We start from the raw sequence: 26,739 nt of genomic DNA on the forward strand, positions 1-26,739 counted from the left end.
ACAGGGTTGGTCCGCGGGTGAAGGAGGCACTGGTCCCCGTACAACGCAGTGCCCGGGGCCCCGCCTATGCGAAGGCCCCGGTCGCGCCGCGGACGAGAGGTTCTCGCGCCCGAGGAGACAGCGGTGATCTGGACACTGGACGAGGAGTTCGCCACGCCCCAGGGGACGGTGCGATGGGCGGCCTTCGGCAGCGGCGACCCGGTGGTGCTCGTGCACGGCACCCCCTACTCCTCGCTCCTGTGGCGTGACATCGCTCCGGCACTCGCAAATACCCGCAGAGTCTTCGTCTTCGACCATCTCGGCTTCGGCCGGTCGGACCAGCGCGAGGGCCAAGACCTCGGCTTGGCGGCGCACGCGAGGAACTTCGCCGGCCTGCTCGACCACTGGGGCCTGTCCCGTCCCAGCGTCGTCGCCCACGACATCGGCGGCGCGGTGGCCCTGCGGACCCTGCTGCTGGAAGGCCGGGAGTACCGGGACCTGACTCTGTTCGACGCGGTGAGCGGCGGCGAATGGGAGCGCGGGCTGTTCCGGCTCATCCTCGAACACGCCGACGTCTTCCGCGAACTGCCGGACTACGCCCACGAAGCGCTCGTCGCCGCCCACATGCGGCATGCCACACACGCCGGGTTCCGGCCGGGAGTCCTCGAGGCGTTCCTCGCCCCGTGGCTGGGCGCCGACGGGCAGGCCGCGTTCTACCGCCAGTACCGCCAGATCAGACAGGCGGACACCGCCGCGTACGAAGACCTGCTCGGGGAGATCTCGATCCCAGTACGCATCATCTGGGGACGCGAGGACCGCATCCTTCCCCCGAAGTACGCCGAATGGCTGCGCGAGCGCATCCCGCACGCCGAGTTGCACTGGATCGAGGGAGCGGGCCACCTCCTTCAGGAGGACGCAGCCGCGCAGTTGTCGGCCCACCTCACCGCCGGCTTCCCGCCTGACCTCAACGGCGGTTGAAGTTCGCTCTGGGCGCCGCCGCCCGGGACACGCGCAAACTGTCGGTGGTCGCACATCGCGTCGTACGGCCGCCGGTCGAGCGCGAGGGTTTCCGGTCCGGGGCGTTGGGGGCCGACGCCGGGAGGCTGGGCCCTGGATGTCCACATCGCCACGGGCGCCGGGGACCCGCGCGAGCTGCGCACACGGCCGTCGGCGTCCCGCGTACGCTTCCCCCGTCCGAATCCGCCGAGAGCACCGCAACCTGGGCGGATACCTGCGCCGGAGCCTGGGCGGGGGCTACCGGTCGGTCGGCCTGACTCTGGGCCGCGGGTCGGGCGGTCGGGAACTGCCCGCTCCGGACGGTCTCCTGGCCGACGCCGTGCTGGACGAGGCTTCGCGCGACCGGGCCGGGTATCTGCCGGACCAGCGCGCGCGGCGCAGCCGGAACCCGTTCGCCGCGGCTGGACGCCCCGGCCGGACAGGTCCGACCGGTCCGAGGGAGCCAATCGTCGTCCGATGTGACGTCGGTGTGCGGCGGCCTGTCCCGCGAAGTGCCGCCGCGGCAGGCGGTGTTCCGCGACGCGTTCACCCGCTCGGCCGCGGCCGGGACGCGTTCGGCCCCCGGCCTTCCCATGGGGTCACGGGTAGGCCGGGGGCCGAATCACAAGCCGGAGATCCGGGCGCGGGGACTACTTGCGCTTGTTGATCTCTTCCTCGAGCTGCGGCATGACCTTGAACAGGTCGCCGACGACGCCGTAGTCGACCAGGTCGAAGATCGGGGCGTCCTCGTCCTTGTTGATCGCGACGATGGTCTTCGAGGTCTGCATGCCCGCGCGGTGCTGGATCGCGCCGGAGATGCCGACCGCGATGTAGAGCTGCGGCGAGACCTGCGTACCGGTCTGGCCGACCTGGTGGCTGTGCGGGTACCAGCCGGCGTCGACCGCGGCACGCGAGGCGCCGACCGCGGCACCGAGGGCGTCCGCAACCCGCTCGATGACGACGAAGTTCTCGGCGCCGTTCACGCCGCGGCCGCCGGAGACGACGATGTCGGCCTCGGTCAGCTCGGGGCGGTCCGACTTCTCGCGCGGCGCGCGCGAGACGATCTTGGTGCCGGTGGCGGCGGCCGAGAAGGTCACCGAGACGGACTCGACCGTCGGCGTGGCCGGGGCCTCCTCCGGGGTGGCGGCGTTCGGCTTGACCGTGATGATCGGCGTGCCCTTGGTGACGTGCGCGCGGACCTGGTACGTCGCGGCGAACACCGACTGCTCGGTCTCCGGGCCGTTCTCACCCGCGGTGACGTCGACCGCGTCGGTGATGATGCCGGACTCCAGACGCACCGCGACGCGCGCGCCGATCTCGCGGCCGTCGTTCGACGACGGCACGAGGATGGCGGCGGCACCGCTGCTCTGCGCGATCTGCGCGAGCGCTTCGGCCTTGGGGACGACGAGGTAGTCGTCGACCTCGGCGGCGTCCACGACGTACACCTTCTGGGCGCCGAAGCGGCCCAGGGTCTCGGTCGCGGCGTCGGCGCCCTTGCCCAGGAACACGGCCGACGGCTCGCCGATGCGGCGGGCCAGGGTCAGCAGTTCCAGGGTCGGCTTGCGTACGGCTCCGTCGACGTGGTCGACGAGAACGAGGATCTCACCCACTGAATCTCTCCTTGTCCGGTGTAGCCCGGAAGATCAGAAATAGGTCCGGTGCTGCCCGACTCAGATGAACTTCTTCGCGGCGAGGAACGCGGCGACCTGCACGCCGCCCTCACCCTCGTCCGTCACGACCTCGCCCTTGCTGCGCGGCGGACGCGCGGTGGCGGCGTCGACGGTCGACCACGCGGCGGACAGGCCCACCGCGTCGGAGTCGATGCCCAGGTCGTCGAGGTCCTTGGTCTCCAGCGGCTTCTTCTTGGCCGCCATGATGCCCTTGAAGGACGGGAAGCGGGCCTCGCCCGTGCGGTCGGTCACCGAGACGACGGCCGGCAGGCTCGCCTCGACCTGCTCGGTCGCGGCGTCGCCCTCGCGGCGGCCCTTGACCACGCCGCCCTCGACCTTGACCTCGTCCAGGAAGGTGACCTGCGGTACGCCGAGGCGCTCCGCCAGCATCGCCGGGACGACGCCCATGGTCGCGTCGGTGGAGGCCATTCCGCAGAGGACCAGGTCGTACCCGGCCTCCTCGATCGCCTTGGCGAGGATCAGCGAGGTGCCGAGGGCGTCGGTGCCCTGGATGTCGTCGTCGTTGACGTGGATCGCCTTGTCGCCGCCCATCGCGAGGGCCTTGCGCAGGGCTTCCTTCGCGTCGTCCGGTCCGACGGTGAGGTACGTGATCTCCGCCTCGGCGCCCGACTCGACGATCTGCAGCGCCTGTTCGATCGCGTACTCGTCGAGTTCGGAGAGGAGGGAGTCCACCGACTCGCGGTCGGTGGTGCCATCGTCATTGAACCCGCGGTCCGCGGTGGCGTCGGGCACGTACTTCACGCAGACAACGATTTTCACAACAGTTCTCCTGTGGTCGTCCGGTCACCCAGGTGCCGGTCCGAGGGTGTCATGCCCGTCCGAAGACGCCGCTATGGCCCCACCCGCGACTGCTCGCGACGCTTGCCGCCGGGGTGTTCGATCACTCCGGCATCATTGCATCACCGCAGGTGTGCGCATGTACGCCCTCCTCGCGAGGCATGACGGCTCCGGCCCCTTCGGTCCTGCGATGTCTGTCCCCTGAGCCTTTCACGCGCGCGTGCGCGTGAAACGATCCGGCACTTTCATCATGTGACGGTCCGTCAACTTCCAGTCGAGAGTACGCGCCCCCGGAAGGGAACCTGACCACCACCCCGCCGACTAGGCGATTGATGGCAATTCCTCCCGGCACCCTGACGGGCTCCCGACAGTCCGCCGACTTACTTGTTACTGGACAGTAACACCGTTCGATCGGCCTTGTCACCGCTCCTCGGACCCGAGGAGAGCAACGTCACCGGGGCTCCCAGCGCGCCTTCGACGACCTCCGGCCACGCGGCGGGCGACACGGCATGAAATGTCGGATCCGCGGGCCGGGCGGTGCCGGAGAAGCCACGACGGTCGGCAGGGTCGGTCGGGTCGGTCGGGTCGGGGAGGTGGTCGGGGACTGCGCGCAGCAGGCGGGCGGTGAGGGCGGATTGGCGGTCGAGATCACGCGTACGGCCCACCGGGAGAGCGTCGACCCGCACGCCGTCGACGCGGTACGCCCGGCAGATCCCCAGCGGAACCCGCCCCGCCGCGTCGACGTGCGTCAGGGCAAGCGCGTCGACGCCGCCGCAGACGTCCACGGCGTAGCGGTGCGCGACGGCGTCGAAGTGGCCGACGCGGAAGGCGCCCTGCCACCGGCCGGTGCCGTTGTGCGGGTCGGGGAGGGCGGCGGTGAGGGCGGAGTCCTCGGTGACGAGCGGGCCGGGGCCGTGGCGGGGTGTGTAGGTGCGTACGACGCCCAGCCGGGTCGCCGACCGCGCGCTGTCCCCCGTCGCCTCCGCGAGCAGCGCCTCGGCGTTGGCGAAGGTCGTCGTGGACCAGGTCGTGTAGGGGTGGAAGCCGTGCCACTCGTCGAGCAGCACGCCTTGGGCGCCCTCGAACACGACCGGCCCCGCACGGAGCAGCCCGTCGAGGTGGGATCTGTCGACCAGCCGCACGGCCCTGCCGAATGCGCGGAAGGCGGTCAGGCAGTCGTCGAGGGAGGGAATGTCTGTGGCGGGCCACAGGCTGCCGAGGTCGGCGGCGAGGGCGTCGTGTACGGCGGCGAGCTTGCGGCGCAGTTTGCCCGGCTCGCGCGTGTCGCCCGCGCGGGGGGCCGTCGCCGGGTGGGCGAGGGCGAACGCGGCGGTCTCGCCGACCCCCATGCCGCAGGATCCGTGACGGGCGTCCCCGCGGGCGGCCTCCCGCGCCCGGTTGGCCGCGGCGTGGAAGGGGGTGATGAGAAGGGCCTCGCGGTCGACGGTAAGCCGATCGAGCGGATCCGGTACGCCGATTGCCGCAAGGTGGTCGGCCTCGGCGGCGAGTGCGAGCGGGTCGAGGAGCATGAAGCGCGAGAGGAAGGTCTCGACCCCGGGGGTGAAGGAGCCGGCGCCGAACTGGGCGAAGGTGTGGTGCCGCCCGTCGTCGGCGACGACGTTGTGCGCGGCCTGCGCCCCGCCGTTGAACCGGACAACCGCGCGGACGGGGTGGCGCGTACGGGACGCCCGGACGCATAGGTGGTCCACGACGGTGCCCTTGCCGGCGTCGCCGAAGCCGAGGTCGACGACGATCACATGGTCGAGGTTGCGCACCGGATCTCCTGTGACGATCGACTGAGGAGGCGGATGCCGAGAGCGGGGCGGCGCGTCGACACCGTGCCCCTCGGCGCCGCCGCACCGCCCCGCATCTCTACAGCCGGGTGGTCCCCTCGGTCCCGTCGTCCAGGCCCGGAAGCGTCTGCGTGACCGCGAGCGATCCGCCCCGGCCCTCGGCGTACGACGCCAGCGCCCTGGAGACCGACCCGACCTGCCCGTCGTCCGCACCCACGTCCTTCAGGTGCCCGAGGCCCTCGTCCAGGTCGATCGCGTCCTCGGCCAGCCCGATCGTGAGCGCGATCGTCTCGCAGACCGCGTCGAGGTTGTCCAGCTCGATGACGTTCTGGCGCAGCAACCCCCGCCAGGCACCGAGCACTTCGGTGTCGCCGACGTACGACGACCCGGCCGGCAGGATGTAGTACACCTCGAACTTGCGCTGCAATTCGGCCACCATCGCCTCGACCGAGATGTCCTCGCGCAGCTTGTCGCCGATCACCGACTCCACCTCGCGGCGCTTGACGCGGTTGTACGGCATCTCGTCGCCGATGACGAACAGGTAGCCCTTCTTCCCCCGCTTGTCGAGGCAGTCCATCTCGGTGTGCCGCGCCATGAAGTACATGGCCAGCTCGTACGATTCGGTCTTCTGCCCGCCCCCGCCGCCTTCCAGCAGGATGTTCCCCAGCTGGTCGTCCATGCGGTTGTCGGACTCGAACTGCCCGACCTGCAAAGGCACTCGGTCGCACGTCGCGTCGCCGATCGCGCCGAACAGGATCTGCGGGTGGTCGACGTATCCCTTCCGCAGCAGCAGGCCGAACAGCTCCGGCAGCTTGGTCTGGAGCGTGACCGGCACGCTCCGCATCGACCCGGTGACGTCGAACAGCACCGAAATGGCCAGCGAGGTGGGGTGTTCGTCGCTGTCGCGGCTCTCGCGCACCCCTACGTCGTACGGGTTCAGGTCGTCGTGCGCCTTCCACGCCGAACGCGGCACGCTGCGGTGCGCGCGGTCGCTGTAGTCGAACGCGCTGCGCCCCGCGCTGGCGTTGTAGCTCTGTGCCGCGTCGTAGACGTTGGTGGACCAGCTTCCGCTTCCCATGGTGTCCCTCCCGGGGATGGGTGGTGAGGAGAAAGAGTTGTGGGGCCCGCCCGCGGGCGGGCTGCCGAGCCCGCGACAAGGCAGGCCGTGCGGTCGGCGGCCCGGACGGGCCGACCGCGGTGCCGGCCGTCAGTCCGTCACGTGCTCTTGCCGCCGCGCCGTCCCGGCATCGTGAACGGACGGAAGCGGCGCGGGCCGTACAACCGGCCCAGCAGCTCGTCGAGTTCGCGCAGCAGCTGCCACGCGTCGTGCGGCCGTCGTGCGGGCGCCGGCAGCGTGCAGCCGCGCGCGAAGCGCAGCAGCGGCTTGGGCGCCTCCGCGTTGAGGAGGTACGTCATGCACTGCGTCGCCATGAACACGTCCGTCGACTGGTCCGGCGGCTGTTTGCCGGGCACCTCGGGCGGATACATGTCGGCGTACCGGTCGAGCATCGCGGGCACGTGCTCGGTGGCGGCCCCGTAGCGCTCGTCGGGGCCGCGCTCCAGGAGCGTCGCGTAGCACCAGTCGACCAGTACGAGTCCGTGCTTCTGCGGGTGGATCAGGACGTGGTCGGGCACGACCGCGCCGTGCACGACGCCGGCCCGGTGCGCGTAGCCGAGCGCGACCAGCAGCCGCCGCCACATCCATGCCACGTCGCGGGCGTCGAGGCCGTCCGGGTACGCCTCCCGCACCTCGGTCAGCGACACGAACCCGCGCACCCGCTCGACCACGTTGGCGCGGCGCTCGCTTCCGGACCCCACGTCGCGGTGCCGGAACGCCTCGACCAACCCCGGTACGTAGGCGGCGTACTTGCGGTCGCCCTCCCGCGCGATGCGGGCCAGCGCGGTCGCCTCACGCTCCATCAGGTCGTTGTCGGAGACCGAGCGCGGCATCTTGAGCAGCGCGCGCACCTCCGCGCCGTCGGCGTCCGCGTACGTCACCTTGTAGAGCGTGGCGATGTCGCCGCGGGCCCGCTCGCCGCCGACGGAGTACGCGCGTTTCCTTGTGGTGATGACGACCTGACGGCCGGTCACCCCTGTGATGGTCTGCTGGTAGCGCAGCCACAGCTCGGAGAGCCGGGTGAACACCGCCTGGGCGGCGGCCTTGCGGCCTTCCGGCACCGTGTCGGGGTGCAGCAGCCGGGCGAGGACGCGGTACATGCGTCCGCCCGAGCGCAGGCACGCCTCGGGGGTGCCGTCGTAGGGCCCGAACAGGTCCTCGGGCGCGTCCGCCCCACCGACCAGGTCGAGCGCCTCTTCGAGGGTCGCGGGGATCGCCGGAGTGGTGGTGCCTGGCGTGCCTGTCACTGGTTGTCCTCCCGTGACGGACGCAGCAGCGCCGGGTGCAGCAGGCGCGCGCCGCCGGCTCGGTAGAGCCGGGCGCGTCGGCCGCCGCGGGCGCCGCCGCGGGCGGTGGTGGTGTCCGTGTCCTCGACGAGTCCGGGAACGGACAGCACCTTGCGGTGGAAGTTGCCGGCGTGCAGGGGTTCTCCCCACACGGCCTCGTACACCTCGCGCAGTTCGGTGATCGTGAACTTGGGTCCGACGAACGCCGTTGCGAGGGAGGTGTATTCGAGCTTCGCCCGGGCGCGCTCCAGGCCGTGGGCGAGGATGCGGGCGTGGTCGAAGGCGAGTTCGGCCGGGTCGAGCGCGTCGACCGGGAGCCAGGCGGCCGCGGCGGCGTCGCCGCCCGCGGTCGCGTCCGGCAGGTCGGGGGCGAAGGCGAGGTACGCGACGGACACGACGCGCATGCGCGGGTCGCGTCCGGGAGTCCCGTACGTGCCCAACTGCTCCAGGTGCAGGCGGGACAGGGCTTCGAGGGGGCCGGCCTCGCCGCCCCCGTGCGCGGCGAGGCCGGTCTCCTCGGCGAGTTCGCGTACCGCGGCCTCGTCGAGGTCTTCGTCCTCGGCGGCCCGGACGAATCCGCCCGGCAGCGCCCGGCACCCGGCGAACGGCATCGCGCCGCGCCGGATGGTGAGCACGTGCAGCGACTTGCCGCCGCCGTCCGCCCGCTGACGGATGGTCAGGGCGACGACGTCGACCGTCACGGCGATCGGTGCGAACGCCCTGGGGTCGTACGCGGCCAGCCATGCGCGCTCGCTGTCGCTGTCCGGCTGCCCGACCGTCGTCATGTCCCGTTTCCCGTCCGTTCAGTTGTTCTCTAAGTGAGAATTTCTGCTGTCGAGAACAACGTACACAACCGAACCGACAACTGCGACAGGGTTTTCCCTCACCCCGGAGCGCGCCCCTCGGAGCCGCGCGCCCCTCCGTATCGTGCGCCCCCCGCACCGCGGCACCCCCGCATCACCGGCACCGTCCGCACCGCGCGCCCCCTGCGGTGCCGACGTCACCGCGCTCTGGTAGGCAGGACCCGCACGCGCATCGCCCGGGCACCCGCGCCGACACCCGGGACCCGCGCCCCGCCGTCCCCGAAGGAGTCGCCCCACCCATGTCCAGGTACGAGTCGCACTTCGCCGGGTTGCCCGTCGCCCACCTCCACGAGATCCCGCATCCGAAGGCGACCCGCTCGGACAACGCCAGGGCGCGCAAACCGCAGGCCCCGCTCCCGGCGGCCGCCGACGCCGCCTGGGCACTGCGGGTGCCGGGCTACCAGGCGCACGAGACGTACGAGGAGTACTTCACCCGCTTCCTCGAGACGGTGAAGACCGAGGACGTGCCCGCCATCGTCATCGGCACGTGGGGCGAACACGGTGAGAGCTCCGCCACCGCGGTCCGCCTCCTGTGCGAACAGGCCGCCCGGCTACCGGCCTTGCGCCACCTCTACCTCGGCGACATCTCGTCCGAGGAGAACGAGATCTCCTGGATCCAGCAGAGCGACATCACACCGATCCTGACCGCGTTCCCGGCGCTGGAGACCCTCGTCGTGCAGGGCGGCGACGGGCTCACCCTCGATCCGGCGGTCGGCCACCCGGCGCTGCGTACCGCCGAGTTCCAGTCCGGCGGCCTGCCCGCCGCGATCCCCCGCGCGTTCGGCGCCGGGGCGTTCCCTTCCTTGACGAGCCTCGAACTGTGGCTCGGCGTCAGCGAGTACGGCGGTGACGCGACCGTCGCCGACCTCGCCGGCATCCTGCGCGGCGACGGCCTGCCGGCCCTCACCCGCCTGGGCCTGATGAACAGCGAGATCCAGGACGAGATCGCCGCGGCCGTCGGCTCCGCCCCCGTCGTGTCCCGGCTGACCACGCTCGACCTCTCGATGGGCACGCTCGGCGACGAGGGTGCCGAAGCGCTGATCACCGGCCAGCCGCTCACCCACCTGACGCACCTCAACCTGCGCCACCACTTCATCGGCGAGGCCATGCGCAGGCGGCTGCTCGCCGCGCTCCCGGGCGTCGACGTCAACCTCGACGACCCCGAGGAGGCCGAGGAGTGGGGCGACGGGCAGGCCTGGCGGTACACCGAGGTCGCCGAGTAGCGGCGGGCGGCCGGGCGCCACGGCAACCGCACACCTCCACCCCGCGCATCCACCGGCAGGAAGACCACGCATGGGCATCCATCGCTACCTCGACCACTTCGGCGGCCTCCCGGTCGCCGACCTGCGCCACTCCTACTCGTCCGAACCCTCCGCGGTCCCCGGCGAACAGCCCCCGGAGACCTACTCCCGGCAGCCGAACCCGCCGTACGGCATCGCTCCCGGCGAATACGCCCCGGACGCGGTCGCCTGGCGGCTGCGCAGGCGCGCCTGGGACTCCGAAGACCCCGAAATCACCGAGATCTACGAGTACTTCGCGGACACCGTCGACACGTCGAAGGTCACCGCCCTGATCATCGGCGGCTGGGACGAGGACATGTCCGAGGAGAACCCGATGGTCGAGCGGCTGGTCCGCGACGCCCACCGGTTCCCGGCGCTGCGCCACCTGTACGTCGGCGACATCGTGCAGGAGGAGTCCGAGATCTCCTGGATCACCCTCGGCCCCGTCACACCGCTTCTGGAGGCGTTCCCGCTCCTGGCGGAACTGGGCGTTCGCGGCGTCGAGAACGCCCCGGTGGACTCCCCCGCGTTCTCACCGGTGCGCCACGAGCACCTGCGCCGCCTGCGGATCGAGAGCGGCGGCCTGGCCGCCCGCATCGTGCGCGCCGTCTGCCTGAGCGAGCTCCCGGCCCTGGAAGAACTGGAACTGTGGCTCGGCGTAGGCGAGTACGGCGGCGACGCCAGCGTGGACGACCTCTCCGAACTGCTGACCGGGGCACGCGTACCGGCGCTGCGCCGCCTCGGGCTGATGAACAGCGAGTTCCAGGACGAGATCGCCGAGGCCCTGGCTGGAGCCCCGCTCACCGCCCGCCTGGAAACGCTCGACCTGTCGATGGGCACCCTGGGCGACCGCGGCGCGGAGGCCCTGCTGAGCGGCCAACCGCTGGGCCACCTCAAGGAACTGAGGATCCGTCACCACTTCCTGGGGGAGGCCATGGCGGACCGGCTTCGCACCGCACTGCGCGCCTCCGGCGTCAGCTCCGACATCTCACCCCCCGCCGACACCCGCAGTTGGGGCGACGGCCGCTACGTGGAGGTCTCCGAATGAGCTTCGAGGAACACGCCGCCGACTTCGCCGGGCTTCCGGTCGTGGACGTCACCGTCGACCACCGGCACAACATCGAGTTGCCCGCCGTCGCCGACCCCGGTGCGGTGGCGTGGCGGATCCGCGTGGTCGAGGGCTACGAGTTCGGCGACCCGGTCGCCGAATTCGGCAAGCTCCTCGAACACTTCCTCGGCACCGTGGACAGTTCCCGCGTCACGGCGCTCGTCGTGGGCGACTGGGCCGACCACTACTCGGAGGACACCGAGTCCCACCCCGTACCGCTCGTGCGCGACGCCGCGGACCGCCTGCCCAACCTGCGCGCCCTCTTCGTCGGCGACATCGTCCGCGAGGAGTCGGACGCCGCCTACATCCGGCAGTACGACATGACCACGCTGCTGGACGCGTACCCGCTCCTGGAGGAACTGACCACGCGCGGCGGCGAGGGGCTGGTCCTGCCCACCCGCACGTACCCCAACCTGCGCAAGCTGCACGTGCAGGCCGGCGGTCTGGGACGCGAGGTCGTCCGCGCCATCGGCGCGAGCGCCTTCCCCCGACTGACACACCTCGACATCTGGCTGGGCGTCGAGAACTACGGCGGGGACGCCTCCGTCGCCGACCTCGCCAGGATCCTGGACGGCACGGACCTGCCCGCGCTCCGCCACCTCGGCCTGGTGAACAGCGAGATCCAGGACGAGATCGCCGAGGCGCTCGGCGGCGCGCCGATCGTCGGCCGCCTCGAAGAACTCGACCTGTCGCACGGCACGTTGGGCGACGAGGGCGCCGAGGCACTGCTCGGCGGACAGCCGTTGACCCACCTGCGGCGGTTCACGGCACACCACCACTTCGTCGGCGAGCCGGTGCGTCAGCGGCTCCTCGCCGCCCTCCCCGGCGTCGAGGTGGACATGCCCCAGGCTCTCCGCCGCGGAGACTGGGGTAGCGGCCGCTACGTCGCCGTGTCCGAGTAGTCGGCGCAGGACCGCGCGGCAGGGGGTTCGGCGAGACCCGGTCGAGCCGCCCGGACTCGGCTCAGGGCTTGCGCGCCAGCACGCCGTAGCAGGACACCTGGACCGGGTCCGGCTGCTTCGTGCCGGGGTCGGGCTTCCACTGCGACACGACCTCGACGCCCGGTTCGGTGATCACCCAGCCGTCCGGGACCAGCGCCTGGAACTCGGCCCGTGTCCTGGTCTTCCCGGGGATCCCGGACTGGTGGTACGCCTCCTCGATCGCCTTCCAGCCGACCGGGTCGTAGTCGGGGGTGGCGTGCGAGAGGCCGAGGTAACTGCCGGACGCCAGTGGGCCGGTCAGCCGGGTCAGGATCTCGAACGGCTTGTCCTCGTCCGGGACGAAGTGCAGGACGGCCATCATCAGTACGGCGATCGGCCGGTCCAGGTCGAGCGTCGCGGTGAGCGTCGGGTGGCCGAGGATCGACTCGGGGTCGCGCCCGTCGGCGTCGATGTACGCGGTGGCACCGGTCGGGCTGCCGGACAGCAGAGCGCGCGCGTGGGCGAGCACGATCGGGTCGTTGTCGACGTACACGACCCGCGACTCGGGGGCGACCGCCTGCGCCGCGTCGTGCGTGTTGCGGCCCTCGATCGGGATACCGGTGCCGATGTCGAGGAACTGCGTGATCCCCAGGCCGGCCAGGTGGCGTACCAGTCGCAGCAGAAAAGCGCGGTTCTCCTGGGCGGTCACCCGGACGTGCGGAAACGCGGCAAGCGCCTGCTCCGCGGCGGCCCGGTCGGGCGGGAAGTTCGTCTTTCCGCCGAGGTAGAAGTCGTACATGCGGGCCGTGTGCGCCCGGGAGACGTCGACTCCGGGCGGGGTCCAGCCCTCGATGAGCGCGTTCTGCTCCGGAGTGCGGTCGAATGCGGAACTTGCCACGGTCTACCCCCGTTTCGAAAGCGACGCACTCGGACCGACGCCACGCACGCGCGTTGCGGTGGACAACTCGTCGGCCATGCTACTGAAGACGCTCCCCCACGTCGGAACTCGTCGGTCCGGGCCCGCGCGTGGCGGCCTTTCGGATATCGGCGGGCCGTGAGTCGTCCGTCGGTGGCGTGCACCAGGATGGGCGGCGGGCACGCACGTGAGAGGACGGCAGCAGGTGGACGAGGGCGGGCAGGCGACCGGGGTGATCACTGTGGTCGGCAACCCCGGGCACCGGCGCATCGTCGGCTTTGCGGCCGCGGCCGCGGCCGCCGGGCTGCCGCGGCCGCGGGTCGTCGCATGGGCGGACGTCCTGCGCGGCGGTGAACTCGCCTTCGACCCGGGGCCGGTACGCGTCGACTCGCCCGGCGAGGACCCTGCCGTCCACGCGCTCCTGGGCGGCCCTGCCGACCCGCAGCGCGTGGAGGGCGGGTCGGTTCGGCATGCGGCCTTTCTGAAGGCGTTGGAGCGCGTACGGGCCGCCGTCGACGCGTCCCCGGGCGCCTGGCTCGCCAACGACCCCGGCGACATCGCCGTCATGTTCGACAAGACGCGCGCGCACGCGCGGCTGGCCGACGCGGGTGTCCCCGTACCGCCCGGTCTCGGCCCGAACGGGCAGAGTGCTCCCGTGCGTTCGTACGCGGAGTTGCGGGAGCTGATGGGCGCCGCCGGGCGGCCGCGCGTCTTCGTCAAGCCGCTGCACGGCTCGTCGGCGTCGGGTGTCGTCGCGCTGGAGACCGGGGCGGGCGGGCGCGTGCAGGCCACCACGTCCGCCGAGCTCGTGCGTACCGCCGCGGGCGTCGAGCTGTTCAATTCGCTGCGGGTCCGCAAGTACCGCGACGAGGCCGAGGTCGCCGACCTGGTCGACGCCCTGTGCGCGGACGGCGTGCACGTGGAGGGGTGGCTGCCGAAGCTCACACTCGAGGGCCTCGCGGTCGACCTGCGGGTGCTTGTGGTGGCGGGGCGGGCAACGCACGTCGTGGCGCGCGGCAGCCGTACCCCCATGACCAATCTCCATCTCGGGAACGCGCGCGCCGACGTCAACGCGGTGCGCGCGGCGGTCGGCGAGGGCACCTGGCGGGAGGCAATGACGACGTGTGTCCGCGCGGCCGGGTGTTTTCCCCGTACGCTGCACGTCGGCGTCGATCTCCTCTTCGCGGTCGACCGGCGCCGCCACGCCGTCGGCGAGGTCAACGCGTTCGGCGACCTGCTGCCGGGCGTGCTGCATCGGGGACGGGACACGTGGGGGGAACAAGTCCGGGCCCTGGTGGATGGATGGCGCCCGCACGGACCGCAACGTCCGGCGGGACAGGCTGCACCAGACGAGGACCGACTTCCGTGCCCGACATGACGACCCCCTTCCCGCCGAACCACGGCCACGACGACGCGGAAGGCCCCGGCCAAGACTCCGGCCCCGCCTCCGGCCCCCTCCCCGGGCACGGCGTCGGACACGGTCCCGGGCCCGGCTCGCCGACCGCCTCCGCGCCGCGCCCCGGCCTCGCCGCGGACCCCGACATGAACGAGGTCGTCGGCCACCACGACCTGCTCATCGTCACGCTCGACACGCTGCGGTACGACGTCGCCGCCGAGCTCGCTTCGGCAGGCCGACTGCCCAACCTGGCGCGCGTGCTGCCGGACGGCCGCTGGGAGGCCCGGCATACGCCCGGCAGCTTCACGTACGCGGCGCACACCGCGTTCCTCGCGGGCTTCCTGCCCACGCCGCTGGGGCCCGGCCCGCACCCGCGCCTGTTCGCGGCCCGCTTCGGCGGCAGCGAGTCGACGGCACCGAACACGTGGGTGTTCGAGGAGGCCGACCTGCCCGCCGGCCTGGCCCGCGCCGGCTACCACACGGCGTGCATCGGCGGCGTCGGCTTCTTCAACAAGCAGGGTGCCCTCGGCTCGGTGCTGCCGGGCATGTTCGCGGAGAGCCACTGGGACCCGGAGCTCGGCGTCACGTCCCCGATCTCGTTCGAGGCCCAGGTCGCCCGCGCGGAGCGCGTGGTCGGCGCGCTGGACACCGACCAGCGCCTGTTCCTGCTGGTCAACGTCGCCGCGCTGCACCAGCCGAACTGGTTCCACATGCCGGGGGCCACGGCCGCCGACGGCGACACCCGGGCCACGCACGCCGCGGCTCTCGAATACGTCGACCGCCACATCGGCCGCCTCTTCCGCGCGATGAGCAGCCGCCGGCCGTGCTTCACGATCGTCACGTCGGACCACGGGACGGCGTACGGCGAAGGCGGCTACACGGGGCACCGCCTCGGCCACGAGGTCGTGTGGACGGTGCCGTACGCGCAGTTCATGCTGAACCCCGGCGAATGGTGACGAAGGGTCAGCATCCGCAAGACGGACTCACGTTCCCGACGTCTCCCGCGCAAACAATCTGACCCTCGCGCGCAGCACACAGGCATCCGGATGCGTTTCAGGTTGCGCAGGCTCCACAGGGGGCCGACAACGGGAGAGGTCCGGATGCGATTTGAGGAGTTCGCTGCGGCGCGTATGTCGTCGCTACTGCGGTACGCCTTCATGCTGTGCGGCGACCGTGAACTCGCCCGCGACATGACCCAGGAAGTGCTGATCCGGGCACTGGTCAAGTGGCGGCGGATCGAGCGCCTGGACCGGCCTGACGCGTACGTGCGCACCATGCTCACGAACGAGTTCCTGTCCCTGCGCCGCCGGAAGGCGGTCGCCACGGTGGCGCTCACGTACGACGCGCTCGACGGTCCCGCGGCGCCCGCCGTGCGGCCCGACGACGCCTACGCCGACCGCGCCGACCTGTGGCAGCGCCTCGGCACGCTGCCGCGCCGGCAGCGTGCGGTCATCGTGCTGCGCTACTACGAAGACCTCTCCGATGCCGAGATAGCGGACGTTCTGGGCTGCGGAGCCTCGACCGTCCGTGCGTACGCGACCCGCGCGCTGGCCACGCTCCGGGTCGACATGACCAAGACACCCGCGCTCGCAACAGGAGACGGAGAGGGCCGATGACCACGCACGACATCGATCAACTGCGACAGACACTGGCCGAAAGGGCCGAGGAGGCACCGCCGGAACTCGGCATGCTGGCCACGGTCATGGCCGCGGCACCGGCACGCCGCAGGCGTACCGTCTTCCAGGCAACAGGCGCTGCGATGGCGGTGGTGGCCGCGGCGGTCACGGTCCCGCTGCTCCTCGACGGAGGGGACGCGCCGACGCAGCAGGGGTCGGCCGGACCGGCTCCGTCGACGCAACCGACGGTGCCGCCCGCGGCTCCGATCGCACTGCCCGCCTCGGTCACTCCCGGGAAGCCCTTCGCGGTCATCGAGGAGTCCGTCATCGGCACCACGCAATACCTGGAGATCCGCGGAACCTCCGTGGAGTTCGGGGGCGGCGCGGTCGCCGTGTACGCAGCGGGCTCGTTCGACCCCGAGCCGTACAAAGGCGGCGAGGCGGTGACCGTGAACGGGATGCCGGGCTACTTCAACAAGCGGTATCCCCTGCCCCCGGTCACGTCGCCGCTTTCGACGACACCACCCGAAACGTACTTCGCCACCAGGCTCGTCTGGCAGACTCCCGACGACCGATGGCTGGTCTACACGACGCTCGACGAGCAGAGCCGCGAGACGACGCTGCTGGGCGCCGAGGCACTGAGTCTGACCGACCCGCGGCAGGTCCGCGTCCCCATGGGGCTGCCCCAACCGGCCGACGGGGTACGTCTCGAGGCGGTCCGCACCGGAAACAGCCTGGTGGCCCTCACGTTTGCCACCGGCGGACTCCCGACTCCGCCCCCCGACGCGCAGGTCGGCGACACCGAAGACGGCACGCGGACCGGCTTCGTCCTGATCATGCAGCCGCGTCCCGGGATGGAGCACGCGATACCGCAAGGCGTTGTGCCGGTCCGGCTCGGCGAGGCCGACACGTGGTACACCGAGAACCCGGAGGAATCGGTCGTCTCGTTCGACCCCAACCAGTCAGGCACGCTGATCGCCACCGACAAGTGCGTGGGCAGCATCAGGGTGAAGGACAAGCAGGAGATCCCCAAAGCGGAAATCGAAGCCTTCATCGCCGGCATCGACTTCGGGGACTGCACCGACCCCTCGACCTGGGTGGCTCTGCAACGCTGATCCGACGGGGCCGTCCGCCGCCGGGCGGACGGCCCCGTGGCCGGCTCCCGGACGAATTTGCGCTTCGGCGCAGCACATCGGCACTCCCCGCGCATTCCCTTCTACGAGGCACCGTGCGGTGCCAGGGCACAGGGGGGAGACGGGTGCATGGAGTTCGAGGAGTTCGCGACAGCGCGCACTCCGGCGTTGCTGCGTTACGCGTACATGTTGTGCGGAGACCGCGAACTCGCCCGGGACCTCACCCAAGAGGTGCTCATCCCGACGTTGGTGAAGTGGCGCCGGGTGTCGCGAGTGGAGCGCCCGGACGCCTACGTACGCGCGATGCTGACCAACGAGTACCTCACGATGCGCCGACGGAAGTCGCCCACAACGGTCACCGTTTCGTACGAAGGCATCGAAGAACTCTGCGCGCAGGCGTCCTCCGCCGAGGCGGCCTACACGGAGCGGGCAGCGATGATGCAGCGTCTGAGCACGCTTCCGGCACGCCAGCGCGCGGTCATCGTTCTCCGCTACTACGAGGACCTGTCGGACGCCCAGATAGCGCACGTCCTCGGCTGCCGGGCGTCGACCGTCCGCGCGTACGCCACCCGGGCCCTGGCCACGCTCCGGGTCGACATGGCGCCGCGGCCGGCACTCGTGGCACAGAACGGAGGCGGCGCATGAGCACGTTCGATGTCGACGACCTCCGCCGAATCCTCGCCGCGGAAGCGGACGAGAACGCTCCGGAGATGCTGGGCCTGGTCCCCTCGGTCCTCGCCGCGGCTCCGGAGCGGCGCCGCAACCGGATCCTCCGGATCACCGGGACATCCGTCGTCCTGGCCCTCCTGGTCGCGTGCATCCCCTTCATGAGGGACGGCGCCGACCGCACCAGTCCGGCCCCTTCCGCACCGACGGCGGGTGCGATACCACCGGAGTTGCAGCCTTCGCCGGGGGTGCCGGCCGCGCCCTACGCCGCCGGCACCCCGGTGACGCTCATCGCTTCGGTGGACCCGGGGGCCGGGTATGTCGCGATGCTCGACGGCCTCATCGGCACCACGCAGGTCCTGAGCATCCGGCCCGCGAAACCGACTCAGGGGGATAGCGGCGGAGTCCTGTTCGTCTATCAACCGGGCACCTTCGACCCTGCTCCCTACGCCACCGGGCAAATCGTCACGGTCCGCGGGCGGCCGGCGTTCTTCGCGAGCCGCGGCAAGCCGGGGGATCCGGGCTGGGAAGCCGCCCTCGTGTGGCAGGACCCAAGCGGTATCTGGTTCCTGTACGTCAAGCCGGGCAGCGTCCCCGAACCGCTCCGGAGGGTGGCCGAGGCCGTCCGGATCACGCCGCGTGAAGCCACCGTGCCCATGAACTTCGGTACGGTGCCGACCGGGCTCCGCATGCGGCTGGCTCGGCTGGGGGGCGGCCTCAGCGACGTGCTGTTCGACGTGACCACGCCTCAGTGGCGCCCGTCTCCCGATTACTCCGTGCTCAACAGCCTGGACGATCTGCGGACAGGCTTCACGGTCCTCGTCCAGCCGCGAGCGGGCCTCGAACACGCCGTACCGACCGCAATTCCGCCGACCCGTGTGGGTGAGGCGGACACGTGGCACAGCGAGGACACGTCCGGCAACCACGTGGTCACGGAACCAGGCCAGTCGAGCGTCGTGTTCACCACCGACAAATGCATCGGACACATCTTGGTCAGGGACACGCGCCAGATCCCGCGCGGGGTCGTGGACGCGTTCATCGCCGGCATCGACTTCCGGGACTGTAGCGACCCCACCACGTGGGTTCCGCTCCGGTACTGAGCCGACGGGGGTCGGGAGCGCGGACGTGTCCTGACCCTGCGCGGGGGCTGTCGGGCCTCCCGCGTAGGGTCGGGGCCGTCCGCGTCCGTACGTGTCACCCCACCGCCGGAGGTCCCGTCCATGCCGCCCCTGGGGTCCCCCAGCACTGCCGATCCCACGCGCGTGCCGTCGGCGCCGGAGGCACCCGCCGGGCTCGGGTCCCCGTACGCCGGCTACGTCTACTCGTACCCGCACAAGACCGCCTATCGGCCGCTCGCCCCCAAGCCGGCGCTGCGGGACGTCTGGCAGGGCCAGGACCTCTCCTCCCTCTTCCTCTACCTCCACATCCCGTTCTGCGAAATGCGCTGCGGGTTCTGCAACTTGTTCACCCGGACCGGCGCGCCCGAGGAGTTGGTGTCCCGCTACCTCGACGCGCTGGAGCGGCAGGCGCTCGCCGTACGCGAGGCCCTGCCCGGCGCCCGGTTCGCGGTCGGGGCGGTCGGCGGCGGGACCCCCACGTACCTCGAAGCCCCGGAACTTGAACGGCTGTTCACCATTGCCACCGACGTGATGGGCGCCGATCTCGCCGCAATACCGCTGTCCGTCGAGACGTCCCCCGCCACGGCCACGCCTGACCGGCTCGCCGTACTCGCCGCGCACGGCACGACCCGTGTCAGCATCGGGGTGCAGTCGTTCGACGACGCCGAGGCCCGCGCGGCGGGGCGCCCGCAGCGCCGCGCCGAGGTCGAGAACGCACTCGCGGCGATCCGCGACGCCGCGATCCCCGAGCTCAACATCGACCTGATCTACGGCATCGACGGCCAGACACGGGCCAGTTGGATCGCGTCGATCGACGCCGCGCTCGCCTGGCGGCCCGAAGAGCTGTATCTGTACCCGCTGTACGTGCGCCCGCTCACCGGCCTCGGCCGACGCGCCGTGACACGCGCCGACTGGGACGCCGACCGCCTGGCGCTCTACCGCGTCGGCCGCGACCACCTGCGGGCCGCCGGGTACGAGCAGGTGTCCATGCGCATGTTCCGCCGCGCGGACGCCGTCCCGGCGATCCGTGCCGACGCCGACAAGGCCCCTGGCACCGACGCCAGCACCGGCACCGCGTACTGCTGCCAGCGCGACGGCATGGTGGGGCTCGGCTGCGGCGCCCGCTCCTACACCTCGGACCTGCACTACTCGTTCGACTACGCGGTGGGCATCGGCGAAGTCCGGGCCATCATCGACGAGTACGTGGCGCTCGATCAGGCCGCCTTCGCGCGCGCCCGGGTGGGCTACCGCCTCGACGCGTCCGAGCAGCGCCGCCGGCACCTCCTGACCTCTCTCCTCCAGGCCGAAGGCCTCGACACCGCCGACTACCGTGCCCGGTTCGGCACCCAGCCCGGCGCCGGGCCGGGCGACGACTTCGCGGACGAACTCTCCCCGCTCGCCGACGCCGGTCTGCTGACCGCCACCGCCGATCGGCTGCACCTGACCGAGGACGGCCTCGCCTGGTCGGACGCCATCGGCCCGCGCCTGTTCTCCGCCCGCACCGGCGCTCTGATGGACGGGTACCGCGCCCGGTGACCACCGTCCCGCTGCCGTTCCCCGTCCGGCCGTCCCGGCCCGGCGCGACGTCCGCGCGGCCGCTGACGATCCTCTACCGGGGCCCGCTGGCGTCCTGCGACTACGACTGCGGCTACTGCCCGTTCGCCAAGCGCCGCGACACGCCGGAGCAACTGCGGACCGACCGCGCGGCGCTCGAACGCTTCACCGACTGGGTCGCCCACGCCCCTGAGCGGGTGTCAGTTCTCTTCACCCCGTGGGGCGAAGGCCTGGTACGCACGTGGTACCGGCGCGCCCTCGCCGAGCTGAGCCATCTGCCGCATGTGGAGCGTGTGGCGATCCAGACCAACCTGAGCGCGCACCCGCGGTGGACGGACGCGGCCGACCTGACGCGGCTGGCGCTGTGGGCGACGTACCACCCGGACCAGGTGCCGTACGCCCGCTTCCTCGCCCGCTGCCGTGAACTGCGCGCACGCGGGGTGCGGTTCAGCGTCGGCGTCGTCGGACAACCCGAACACCTGGCCGCCGCACGCAAGTTGCGTGCGGAGCTGCCGCCCGGCGTCTATCTCTGGATCAACGCCGCGGAAGGCCGCACCTACACCGATGCCGAGGCGGCCGCATGGGCCGAGATCGACCCCCACTTTGGCTACAGCCGCAACGCGCACCCGTCCCTGGGGCGCGACTGCCGCACCGGCGACAGCGTCATCAGCGTCGACGGCGAAGGAACCGTCCGCCGCTGCCACTTCGTGCCCGAAGTGCTCGGGAACCTCTACGACGGATCCTTCCGCCAGGCCCTGCGCCCACGCCCGTGCCCCAACGCGACATGCGACTGCCACATCGGCTACGTCCACATGCCGTCGCTCCCCCTGTACGGCGTCTTCGCCGGCGGCATCCTGGAACGCGTCCCCGCGACCACGTCAGCCTGACGCACGCAGGTCCACGGCATCCTTCTCGATCGCCTCGCGGATCGCGGCCAACGCCGGCCCCCGGACCCGCAGTTTGCTCGCCGCGTGCGCCTGCGGATCCAGCTTCGCGAGTTCGACGGCCTTGGCCCGTGCCGTCACGGCCAACTCCTCGTCGGCCACGACCCGGTCCAGGAACCCCGCAGGAACGGCGTCCGCCGGCGAGTAGGCCTCGGCGTTCACCACAGCCCGGGTGAAGTGCGCGGGCGTGAGCCGCTGACGGCAGACCTCCACGGCGGTGTGCGGCATCGTGAGGCCGATGGCGACCTCGTTCGCGGTGATCGTGTACGGCCCGTCCACCCCGACGCGGTAGTCCCCGGACAACAGCAGGAACACCGCCATCGCGTACGCGTGCCCGTTGCAGGCGACGACCACGGGCCGGGGGAAGGCCAGCATGCGAACGGCGAGTTCGAAGCCGGCCATGAGCATGCCGTACGCCTCCGCGCCACCGCCCCTGAGCACCCGGAGGTCGAAGCCCGCCGAGAACACCCGCTCCCGTCCGGTGAGCACGACGACGGCGCCGTCCGCCTCCGCCCGGTCGAGGGCGGCGCCGATTTCCGCGAGCATGCCCGGGGACAGCGCGTTGACCTTGCCGTCGTCCAGCGTGACGGTCGCGACGGCGTCCTCAAGGCGGTACGTGACCAGCGCTCCCACGGCGGCATCTCCTCACGACGGCGGAACCCCGGCTGTCCGGGCGGCACTTCCTGCGGATCTCTGCCTCGTGACGGTACCTCGGCGGGGCAACCCTCCCCATGTGGCACCCCACAGTCCCGCCGCGGCCGACCCGCCAATCGGGTCCCCCAGGTGGGTCCTCCGCCCGCGTCAGGCCTGCTCGGTACGCAGCAACCGCAGGAACGCCTTGATGCCCGCGATGACTTCCTGGTTGTCGGTGAGGCGGTTCACGGTGTCCTCGAAGCGGCGTCCGATGGCGTCGAGTTGGCGCTCCAGCTTCTCGTCGCGGGCGCGGCCGGACGCCTCGTGCGCGGCCACCAGCTCGCGGACGGCCTCGTCGGCCTCGGCAAGTTCCTCGGCGCGCCGCTGCAACGCCTCCAGCTGGGATTCCGCGGCTTCGACCCGGGCGCGGAGCTCGACGACGTTCTCGTGCGGGTAGCGGACCTCGTTCATCATGCCGAACAGCCGCTGCCGCAGATGGGCGAAGTACGCCTGGGCGGGCCGGAATCCGGTGCTCAGCAGGTAGAACCCGGAGAAGTAGTAGCCGATGTCCTCACCCGAGACGTACGTGATGACCGCGACCACCGCGGCGGACAGAAGATGCGCGCCGATCGCCGCCCACTTGAGCCGCCCGGCGATGCGTACCGCTTCGTCCTCGCGGGCGGCGGCCACCTCGGTGCCCTGCTCGCGCGCGAGGTGGATCTCCCGGATGACCGCCTTGGCCTGGAAGTACAGGCTCCACGGGACGGTGAGCAGCACGACCTGCCACAGCAGGAACAGCGCGCCGGCGCCGACCGCCAGCAACTCCGACAGCGACAGATCGGTGGTGAAGTACAGGATGGTCCCCACGACCGCCGTGCACACCGCCAGGAACGTCATGACCTTGGACACGCGTGGCCTCCTCGTGAAAGGGGCAGGCCGTCCTCCCCCCGACTCGGACGGCGGTCCGTACCGCCGCGGTTCCGGCGGGGGCGCGCGAGTTGGCTACAAGCGGGGCCGGTGAACCATTCCGTCCACAGCGCTAGGGTCGTCAGGCCCCTGACCGACGCCGTGAGCTGCTTCGCGCCGCCGCGGCGGCTCCGCTTGCGACCCCCGGGACAACTCCTCGTGACCACCGCACAGCCTGGATCACCGCCCGCCGACCGCCGCCTGGTCGTCATCGGCGACACCAACCTCGCGCGCCGCGTCTGCGCATCACTGACCGCACGCGAGCACACCGTCCACCATCTCGGGGAGCCGAACGACAGCGAACTGCGCACGGCTTTGCGCACCACGCCCGATGGCGTGGCCATCCTCCTCCACGACGACGTCGCCGCTCTGCGCTACGCCCTGGCCGTGGCGCACATATCCCCGCAGGCGCCGGTCACCGTCACGGTCTTCGACCGCACGGTCTCCGAGGAGCTCAAGCGCCTGCTCCCGCAGTGCGACGTCACCTCGCCGGCGGACCTCGCCGCGCCGTCCCTCGCCGGTCCCTGCATCGATCCGGCGAACCTGGCCGTCCATCACCGGCCGCAGGGCACGCGCGCCGTAACGGCGGTGGACGCACGGCCCAGGCTCGGGGCCTGCCAACCGCACGGGCGGCAACTGGGCCGCCGCCTGGGGCGTTTCGCGGGCCAGCTGCGTCCCCACGACGCCGGCACCCGGCTGCTGGTCATCGGCCTTACGGGCATCCTCGCCGTGCTACTCGCCGACTGGGCCTGGCTCGTGAGCCACGGCCACCACCCGGCCGAGGCACTCTTCCACGCCACTCGCGTCGTCGCGGCGGTGGGCCCGGCCACCGCCCCCGCACACTCCTACGGCTACCAACTGGCGGCCAGTGCGGCGATGTTGGCCACGCTCCTGTTCAGCGCGCTGTTCACCGCCGGTGTCATCGAGCGCATGCTCGGCCTGAAGCTCATCGGCCTGATCGGTCCGCGTACGCTGCCGCGTTCCGGCCACGTCATCGTCGTCGGCATGGGTCAGGTGGGGCTGCGGCTGTGTGCCGAACTGCAGCGCCACGGCGTGCCCGTGGTGGGCGTCGAGCGCGACCCCCACGCCGCGACCGCGCGGCTTGCCCGGTCCCTCGGCATCCCGGTCATGACCGGGCACGGCGGCGACCGTACGGTCCTCGAACAACTCCGTCTCGGCAAGGCCCGGTCGATCGCCGCGGTCGGCTCCGACGACCTGGACAACATCGCGGTCGCGATCGCGGCGCACGGCGTCGCGCCGGCCACCCCTGTGGTGATCAGGGCCGGCGACCACGAGGCCATCGCCGAGACCCGGTCGCTCCTGCCGCTGGGAACCGTCCGGGACGTCACCGGCCTTGCCGCCGGCTACGTGCTCGCCCGGCTCGTCGACGAGCCGGTCGGCGGCGTCATCGCCCACGAGCACGACATCTACCTGCAACGGCCGGACGAGACGTTCACACCGTGGCCGCTGACCACGCGGGACGACTGCCGCCACCACCAGGACGGCGTAACGGCGCGGGTTCCCGCACCCCGGTCCCACGGGGTCGGGACACCCCGCTGAGCCGATTCCTCAGGTCTCGCGGGCCGGGTGGTACTCGGTCTCGGTGAGGCCGAAGGTCCAGGCGACGCCGGCGCGGGCGGTGCGGGTGGTCGGGGGCACGCGGAGCCAGTACGTGCGTGTCGTGCCGTCGGGCTCGGGTGTGGAGTTCAGGACCTCGACCATGACGACCGGCTCGTCGTCCGGGAGTTCGATGCGCCACAGGACACCGGTCTCGTCGCGGTGCAGCGGGCGGGCACCGACCTCGGCGAGGTAGCGGTCGTACCCGTAGATCTCCAGCATCACGCGGCGCAGCTCGGCGTTGTCCTCGCCGCGGATGCGGGCGGCGTCGAGCCCGCTGCCCTGCGGGCCGAGGCCGCTGACGAAATCGGCCGGGATGGGCATGCCGCGCCAGGCGTGCAGCGCGAAGCCGTCGGGGAACGCCAGTGCCGGGCCGTCGCCGCTGTGCAGGCGGGCGTTCTCGTCGCGGTGCAGCATGGTCGGGCGCTCGGCGACGAGGACGAAGTTCTCGTACGGCCACCACCATCCGGCCGAACGGGCGACGCGGCCGAAGGCGTCGAGCACCGGGGCGGACGGCGAGCCGTCCAGTGCCGGGAAGCAGCGGCGCAGGCCGTCGAACGCGGCGAGCCAGGCGGCGTCGTGCTGGCCGCCCAGCGCGTCGAGGGTGGCGGCGCGGGTCTCCGCGGCGACCGGGCGGCCCGCGACGATGCCGGCGCCGCCTCGGGCGGCGGTGCCCCGGGTGGCCGACGTGCGCGGACCGGTCACGGCGGCCTCGACCGCCTCCTCCACCCCCGTACGCACCCGGGCGGCCAGGCCGGTGGTCGGTGCCCACAGCCGCTCGGACACCTCGTGCCAGGCCTGGGCCCAGGTCGTCTGGCCGAGCAGCGCGGCGGCGTCGGTACGCGCCCGCTCCCACGCGGCGGCGCGCAGCCGGTCGCGTACGCACCGGCCGGCCCGCGACCCGGCCGGGGCGCGCACCCGGAGCCCGGCGGCGGCGAGTTCCTGCGGCTTGAAGGAACCGGCGACGACGGTCGCGGCGACGGCCGCGGCGAGCGGGGAGTCGTACCAGAGGATCTTCGAGGGCTCGGCCAGCCCCGCGGCGCGGTAGGCGTCCCGGATACCGGCCTCCGCGGCGGCCCGGTCGGCCGCACCGGTCGCCGCGGCGACCGCGGCCCACTCGTCGGCGACCTCGGCGAGCAGGGCGCGGTGCGCGAGGGTCAGCTCGGGCGGGGCCTGCCGGTGCGAGGCGGCCGACGCGGCGCTGGTCGTGGCGGGGGTGGTCACGATTCTGGTCTCCTGGGAATCCGTGTGGGTATCCGTGAGTATCCGCGATGGCCGTCGGCCCGCGAACACGGCCCCATGCGGGGGAAATTGGCACGTTCGGCCGCGGCACACCGGGCCTTCGCGGCCGAGCGCGCGGAATCGCCGCACGGATCGGCGGTGGCGCCGGACGGTCGTCGCGCGTCAGTCGGCGACGATGCGGACCGCGCCCGGGACGTACTCGCGCTGGCGGATGACGCGGTACCAGCCCTTCGGCAGCGGGATCGCGGCGTGCTCCTCATGGACCAGGCGGGTCGGCGCGTCCAGCTTGAGGTGCCCGATGACGGTCGGCTCCGGGTCGAGGAACAGCGTGCCCGCGCCGACGACCGCGTGTGCGTGGCCGGTCACCTCGCCGAGTGCCAGCACGAGGCGTCCGCGCCCGTCCCTCGGCTTGGCGGGCAGCGCGGTCACCCCGGTCGGAACGGTCCGCTCCTCGACGGGAAGCAGCAGGATGTCGCCCTGGCGGTACATGAAGCCCCCTACACAGTCGCCTCGCTCGGAGCGCCCCGCCCCGATACGTCAAACGCTACGTGGCCGCACCGACACGCCGCCCGCCCGGGCCGAGGAAGGCATGTTGGCGTCCGGTCACTTCCGGGTAGTCGGGTGACCATGACCGATCTCAAGGCGCTGTACCACCAGTGGCTCTTCGACGTCTGGGCCGGCGACTTCGACGCCGTGGGCCGGATCTTCACCCCGGACGTCGTCGGGCACTGGCCCACGCACGACTTCCACGGCCCCGAGGAGCTCGCCGACCAGGTACGCCAGTCGCACGCGCTGTTCACCGACATCGAGAACACCCTCGACGTCGGCCCGGTCGTGGACGGCGAGCTGCTCGCCGCGCGCTGGACCTTCCACGGCACCTACCAAGGCGGCATCCCCGGCGCGCAGGCCCCCGCCGGGACCAAGGTGGCGTTCCGCGGGCACGACATGCTGCGCGCCGAGGGCGACCGGTTCGCCGAGTACTGGGTCGTCTCGGACAGCCTCGGCCTGATGACGCGACTGGGCGCCCTCGGCGGCTAGGGAGTGTCTTCAAATTCGCGTCGGATAGCCCGCGGGCCGTGGTGCGTGCGCTCGCAAGGCGCGGGCCGCAGCTCGGCCTGGGTTTGGCCG

At 72.0% G+C, this 26,739-nt stretch carries 25 protein-coding genes; 14 read left to right on the top strand and 11 right to left on the bottom strand.

Features of this window, described 5'->3' with window-relative positions; genetic code table 11:
• The first annotated feature begins 123 nt into the window (after positions 1-123).
• Positions 124-957 carry an alpha/beta fold hydrolase gene (locus tag AB0C36_RS25715; protein WP_358357970.1) on the top strand — a complete coding sequence of 278 codons (834 nt, stop codon included), beginning with the start codon at positions 124-126 and terminating at the stop codon, positions 955-957.
• A 668-nt stretch (positions 958-1,625) separates the two neighbouring features.
• Here the strand turns inward: AB0C36_RS25715 and AB0C36_RS25720 are convergent.
• From AB0C36_RS25720 to AB0C36_RS25745, 6 genes are all read right to left on the bottom strand, one after another.
• Positions 1,626-2,585: an electron transfer flavoprotein subunit alpha/FixB family protein gene (locus AB0C36_RS25720; RefSeq protein ID WP_358357971.1), complete on the bottom strand. Its 960-nt coding sequence runs from the start codon at positions 2,583-2,585 to the stop codon at positions 1,626-1,628.
• Positions 2,586-2,645: 60 nt separating this feature from the next.
• Complete coding sequence (locus AB0C36_RS25725; protein WP_358358016.1) at positions 2,646-3,407, bottom strand: electron transfer flavoprotein subunit beta/FixA family protein; 762 nt, start codon at positions 3,405-3,407, stop codon at positions 2,646-2,648.
• Between the two features lie 416 nt (positions 3,408-3,823).
• The gene (locus AB0C36_RS25730; protein ID WP_358357973.1) at positions 3,824-5,218 is read right to left on the bottom strand and encodes an adenylosuccinate synthetase; all 1,395 of its coding nucleotides are present in this window, start codon (positions 5,216-5,218) and stop codon (positions 3,824-3,826) included.
• Positions 5,219-5,315: 97 nt separating this feature from the next.
• Entirely contained in the window at positions 5,316-6,314 is a 999-nt protein-coding gene (locus tag AB0C36_RS25735; RefSeq protein WP_358357976.1) for a hypothetical protein, read from the bottom strand.
• Positions 6,315-6,451: 137 nt separating this feature from the next.
• Positions 6,452-7,600, bottom strand: a complete 1,149-nt coding sequence (locus tag AB0C36_RS25740; protein WP_358357979.1) for a serine/threonine-protein kinase — start codon at positions 7,598-7,600, stop codon at positions 6,452-6,454.
• The gene (locus tag AB0C36_RS25745) at positions 7,597-8,424 is read right to left on the bottom strand and encodes an NUDIX hydrolase (RefSeq protein WP_358357981.1); all 828 of its coding nucleotides are present in this window, start codon (positions 8,422-8,424) and stop codon (positions 7,597-7,599) included. The genes AB0C36_RS25740 and AB0C36_RS25745 overlap by 4 nt, the downstream gene beginning before the upstream one ends.
• 317 nt (positions 8,425-8,741) lie before the next feature.
• Between AB0C36_RS25745 and AB0C36_RS25750 the strand changes: the two genes are divergently transcribed.
• The 3 genes from AB0C36_RS25750 (at position 8,742) to AB0C36_RS25760 (ending at position 11,792) form a co-directional block, all read left to right on the top strand.
• Positions 8,742-9,725, top strand: a complete 984-nt coding sequence (locus AB0C36_RS25750; protein WP_358357982.1) for an STM4015 family protein — start codon at positions 8,742-8,744, stop codon at positions 9,723-9,725.
• Positions 9,726-9,795: 70 nt separating this feature from the next.
• The gene (locus AB0C36_RS25755) at positions 9,796-10,830 is read left to right on the top strand and encodes an STM4015 family protein (RefSeq protein ID WP_358357984.1); all 1,035 of its coding nucleotides are present in this window, start codon (positions 9,796-9,798) and stop codon (positions 10,828-10,830) included.
• The gene (locus AB0C36_RS25760) at positions 10,827-11,792 is read left to right on the top strand and encodes an STM4015 family protein (RefSeq protein WP_358357987.1); all 966 of its coding nucleotides are present in this window, start codon (positions 10,827-10,829) and stop codon (positions 11,790-11,792) included. The genes AB0C36_RS25755 and AB0C36_RS25760 overlap by 4 nt, the downstream gene beginning before the upstream one ends.
• Positions 11,793-11,853: 61 nt before the next feature.
• On the opposite strand, the gene AB0C36_RS25765 is transcribed toward AB0C36_RS25760, so the two are convergent.
• Positions 11,854-12,708 carry an SAM-dependent methyltransferase gene (locus AB0C36_RS25765; protein ID WP_358357988.1) on the bottom strand — a complete coding sequence of 285 codons (855 nt, stop codon included), beginning with the start codon at positions 12,706-12,708 and terminating at the stop codon, positions 11,854-11,856.
• A gap of 223 nt (positions 12,709-12,931) precedes the next feature.
• Here AB0C36_RS25765 and AB0C36_RS25770 point away from each other — a divergent pair, with 223 nt between their 5' ends.
• The 8 genes from AB0C36_RS25770 (at position 12,932) to AB0C36_RS25805 (ending at position 21,096) form a co-directional block, all read left to right on the top strand.
• The gene (locus tag AB0C36_RS25770) at positions 12,932-14,104 is read left to right on the top strand and encodes an STM4014 family protein (protein WP_358357990.1); all 1,173 of its coding nucleotides are present in this window, start codon (positions 12,932-12,934) and stop codon (positions 14,102-14,104) included.
• Between the two features lie 164 nt (positions 14,105-14,268).
• On the top strand, positions 14,269-15,078 hold the full coding sequence (locus AB0C36_RS25775) for an STM4013/SEN3800 family hydrolase (protein ID WP_358358017.1): 810 nt from the start codon (positions 14,269-14,271) through the stop codon (positions 15,076-15,078).
• A 144-nt stretch (positions 15,079-15,222) separates the two neighbouring features.
• Complete coding sequence (locus AB0C36_RS25780) at positions 15,223-15,738, top strand: SigE family RNA polymerase sigma factor (RefSeq protein WP_358357992.1); 516 nt, start codon at positions 15,223-15,225, stop codon at positions 15,736-15,738.
• Entirely contained in the window at positions 15,735-16,853 is a 1,119-nt protein-coding gene (locus AB0C36_RS25785; protein WP_358357994.1) for a hypothetical protein, read from the top strand. The genes AB0C36_RS25780 and AB0C36_RS25785 overlap by 4 nt, the downstream gene beginning before the upstream one ends.
• Before the next feature lie 147 nt (positions 16,854-17,000).
• The gene (locus AB0C36_RS25790; RefSeq protein ID WP_358357997.1) at positions 17,001-17,516 is read left to right on the top strand and encodes a SigE family RNA polymerase sigma factor; all 516 of its coding nucleotides are present in this window, start codon (positions 17,001-17,003) and stop codon (positions 17,514-17,516) included.
• Positions 17,513-18,637 (top strand): Slp family lipoprotein, encoded by a 1,125-nt coding sequence (locus tag AB0C36_RS25795; RefSeq protein ID WP_358357998.1) that lies wholly within the window; start codon positions 17,513-17,515, stop codon positions 18,635-18,637. Before AB0C36_RS25790 ends, AB0C36_RS25795 begins: the two co-directional genes overlap by 4 nt.
• Positions 18,638-18,757: 120 nt before the next feature.
• Positions 18,758-20,191, top strand: a complete 1,434-nt coding sequence (locus tag AB0C36_RS25800; RefSeq protein WP_358358000.1) for an STM4012 family radical SAM protein — start codon at positions 18,758-18,760, stop codon at positions 20,189-20,191.
• Positions 20,192-20,253: 62 nt separating this feature from the next.
• Positions 20,254-21,096, top strand: coding sequence for an STM4011 family radical SAM protein (locus AB0C36_RS25805; protein WP_358358019.1), 843 nt, complete (start codon positions 20,254-20,256; stop codon positions 21,094-21,096).
• Here AB0C36_RS25805 and AB0C36_RS25810 read toward each other — a convergent pair.
• Positions 21,088-21,786, bottom strand: a complete 699-nt coding sequence (locus AB0C36_RS25810) for a crotonase/enoyl-CoA hydratase family protein (protein ID WP_358358003.1) — start codon at positions 21,784-21,786, stop codon at positions 21,088-21,090. The genes AB0C36_RS25805 and AB0C36_RS25810 overlap by 9 nt on opposite strands.
• A 168-nt stretch (positions 21,787-21,954) precedes the next feature.
• Positions 21,955-22,695, bottom strand: a complete 741-nt coding sequence (locus tag AB0C36_RS25815) for a hypothetical protein (RefSeq protein WP_358358005.1) — start codon at positions 22,693-22,695, stop codon at positions 21,955-21,957.
• A 216-nt stretch (positions 22,696-22,911) separates the two neighbouring features.
• Here AB0C36_RS25815 and AB0C36_RS25820 point away from each other — a divergent pair, with 216 nt between their 5' ends.
• Positions 22,912-24,312: an NAD-binding protein gene (locus AB0C36_RS25820; protein ID WP_358358008.1), complete on the top strand. Its 1,401-nt coding sequence runs from the start codon at positions 22,912-22,914 to the stop codon at positions 24,310-24,312.
• Positions 24,313-24,321: 9 nt separating this feature from the next.
• Here the strand turns inward: AB0C36_RS25820 and AB0C36_RS25825 are convergent, their stop codons facing one another.
• Complete coding sequence (locus AB0C36_RS25825) at positions 24,322-25,593, bottom strand: DUF6745 domain-containing protein (RefSeq protein WP_435839116.1); 1,272 nt, start codon at positions 25,591-25,593, stop codon at positions 24,322-24,324.
• A gap of 180 nt (positions 25,594-25,773) precedes the next feature.
• Positions 25,774-26,100 carry a DUF8820 family protein gene (locus tag AB0C36_RS25830; protein ID WP_358358010.1) on the bottom strand — a complete coding sequence of 109 codons (327 nt, stop codon included), beginning with the start codon at positions 26,098-26,100 and terminating at the stop codon, positions 25,774-25,776.
• A gap of 138 nt (positions 26,101-26,238) precedes the next feature.
• Between AB0C36_RS25830 and AB0C36_RS25835 the strand changes: the two genes are divergently transcribed.
• Positions 26,239-26,649: an ester cyclase gene (locus AB0C36_RS25835; protein WP_358358011.1), complete on the top strand. Its 411-nt coding sequence runs from the start codon at positions 26,239-26,241 to the stop codon at positions 26,647-26,649.
• Positions 26,650-26,739: the final 90 nt, after the last annotated feature.

It is taken from the genome of Streptodolium elevatio (genome assembly GCF_040649515.1).
Classification (GTDB): Bacteria; Actinomycetota; Actinomycetes; order Streptomycetales; family Streptomycetaceae; genus Yinghuangia; species Yinghuangia elevatio.

Excerpts from the sequence above, each read along its gene's own strand:
- AB0C36_RS25835 (WP_358358011.1), top strand. The coding sequence starts at position 26,239 with ATGACCGATCTCAAGGCGCTGTACCACCAGTGGCTCTTCGACGTCTGG.
- AB0C36_RS25760 (WP_358357987.1), top strand. The coding sequence starts at position 10,827 with ATGAGCTTCGAGGAACACGCCGCCGACTTCGCCGGGCTTCCGGTCGTG.
- AB0C36_RS25795 (WP_358357998.1), top strand. The coding sequence starts at position 17,513 with ATGAGCACGTTCGATGTCGACGACCTCCGCCGAATCCTCGCCGCGGAA.
- AB0C36_RS25800 (WP_358358000.1), top strand. The coding sequence starts at position 18,758 with ATGCCGCCCCTGGGGTCCCCCAGCACTGCCGATCCCACGCGCGTGCCG.
- AB0C36_RS25775 (WP_358358017.1), top strand. The coding sequence starts at position 14,269 with ATGAACGAGGTCGTCGGCCACCACGACCTGCTCATCGTCACGCTCGAC.
- AB0C36_RS25750 (WP_358357982.1), top strand. The coding sequence starts at position 8,742 with ATGTCCAGGTACGAGTCGCACTTCGCCGGGTTGCCCGTCGCCCACCTC.
- AB0C36_RS25755 (WP_358357984.1), top strand. The coding sequence starts at position 9,796 with ATGGGCATCCATCGCTACCTCGACCACTTCGGCGGCCTCCCGGTCGCC.
- AB0C36_RS25735 (WP_358357976.1), bottom strand. The coding sequence starts at position 6,314 with ATGGGAAGCGGAAGCTGGTCCACCAACGTCTACGACGCGGCACAGAGC.
- AB0C36_RS25830 (WP_358358010.1), bottom strand. The coding sequence starts at position 26,100 with ATGTACCGCCAGGGCGACATCCTGCTGCTTCCCGTCGAGGAGCGGACC.
- AB0C36_RS25790 (WP_358357997.1), top strand. The coding sequence starts at position 17,001 with ATGGAGTTCGAGGAGTTCGCGACAGCGCGCACTCCGGCGTTGCTGCGT.
- AB0C36_RS25745 (WP_358357981.1), bottom strand. The coding sequence starts at position 8,424 with ATGACGACGGTCGGGCAGCCGGACAGCGACAGCGAGCGCGCATGGCTG.
- AB0C36_RS25780 (WP_358357992.1), top strand. The coding sequence starts at position 15,223 with ATGCGATTTGAGGAGTTCGCTGCGGCGCGTATGTCGTCGCTACTGCGG.
- AB0C36_RS25785 (WP_358357994.1), top strand. The coding sequence starts at position 15,735 with ATGACCACGCACGACATCGATCAACTGCGACAGACACTGGCCGAAAGG.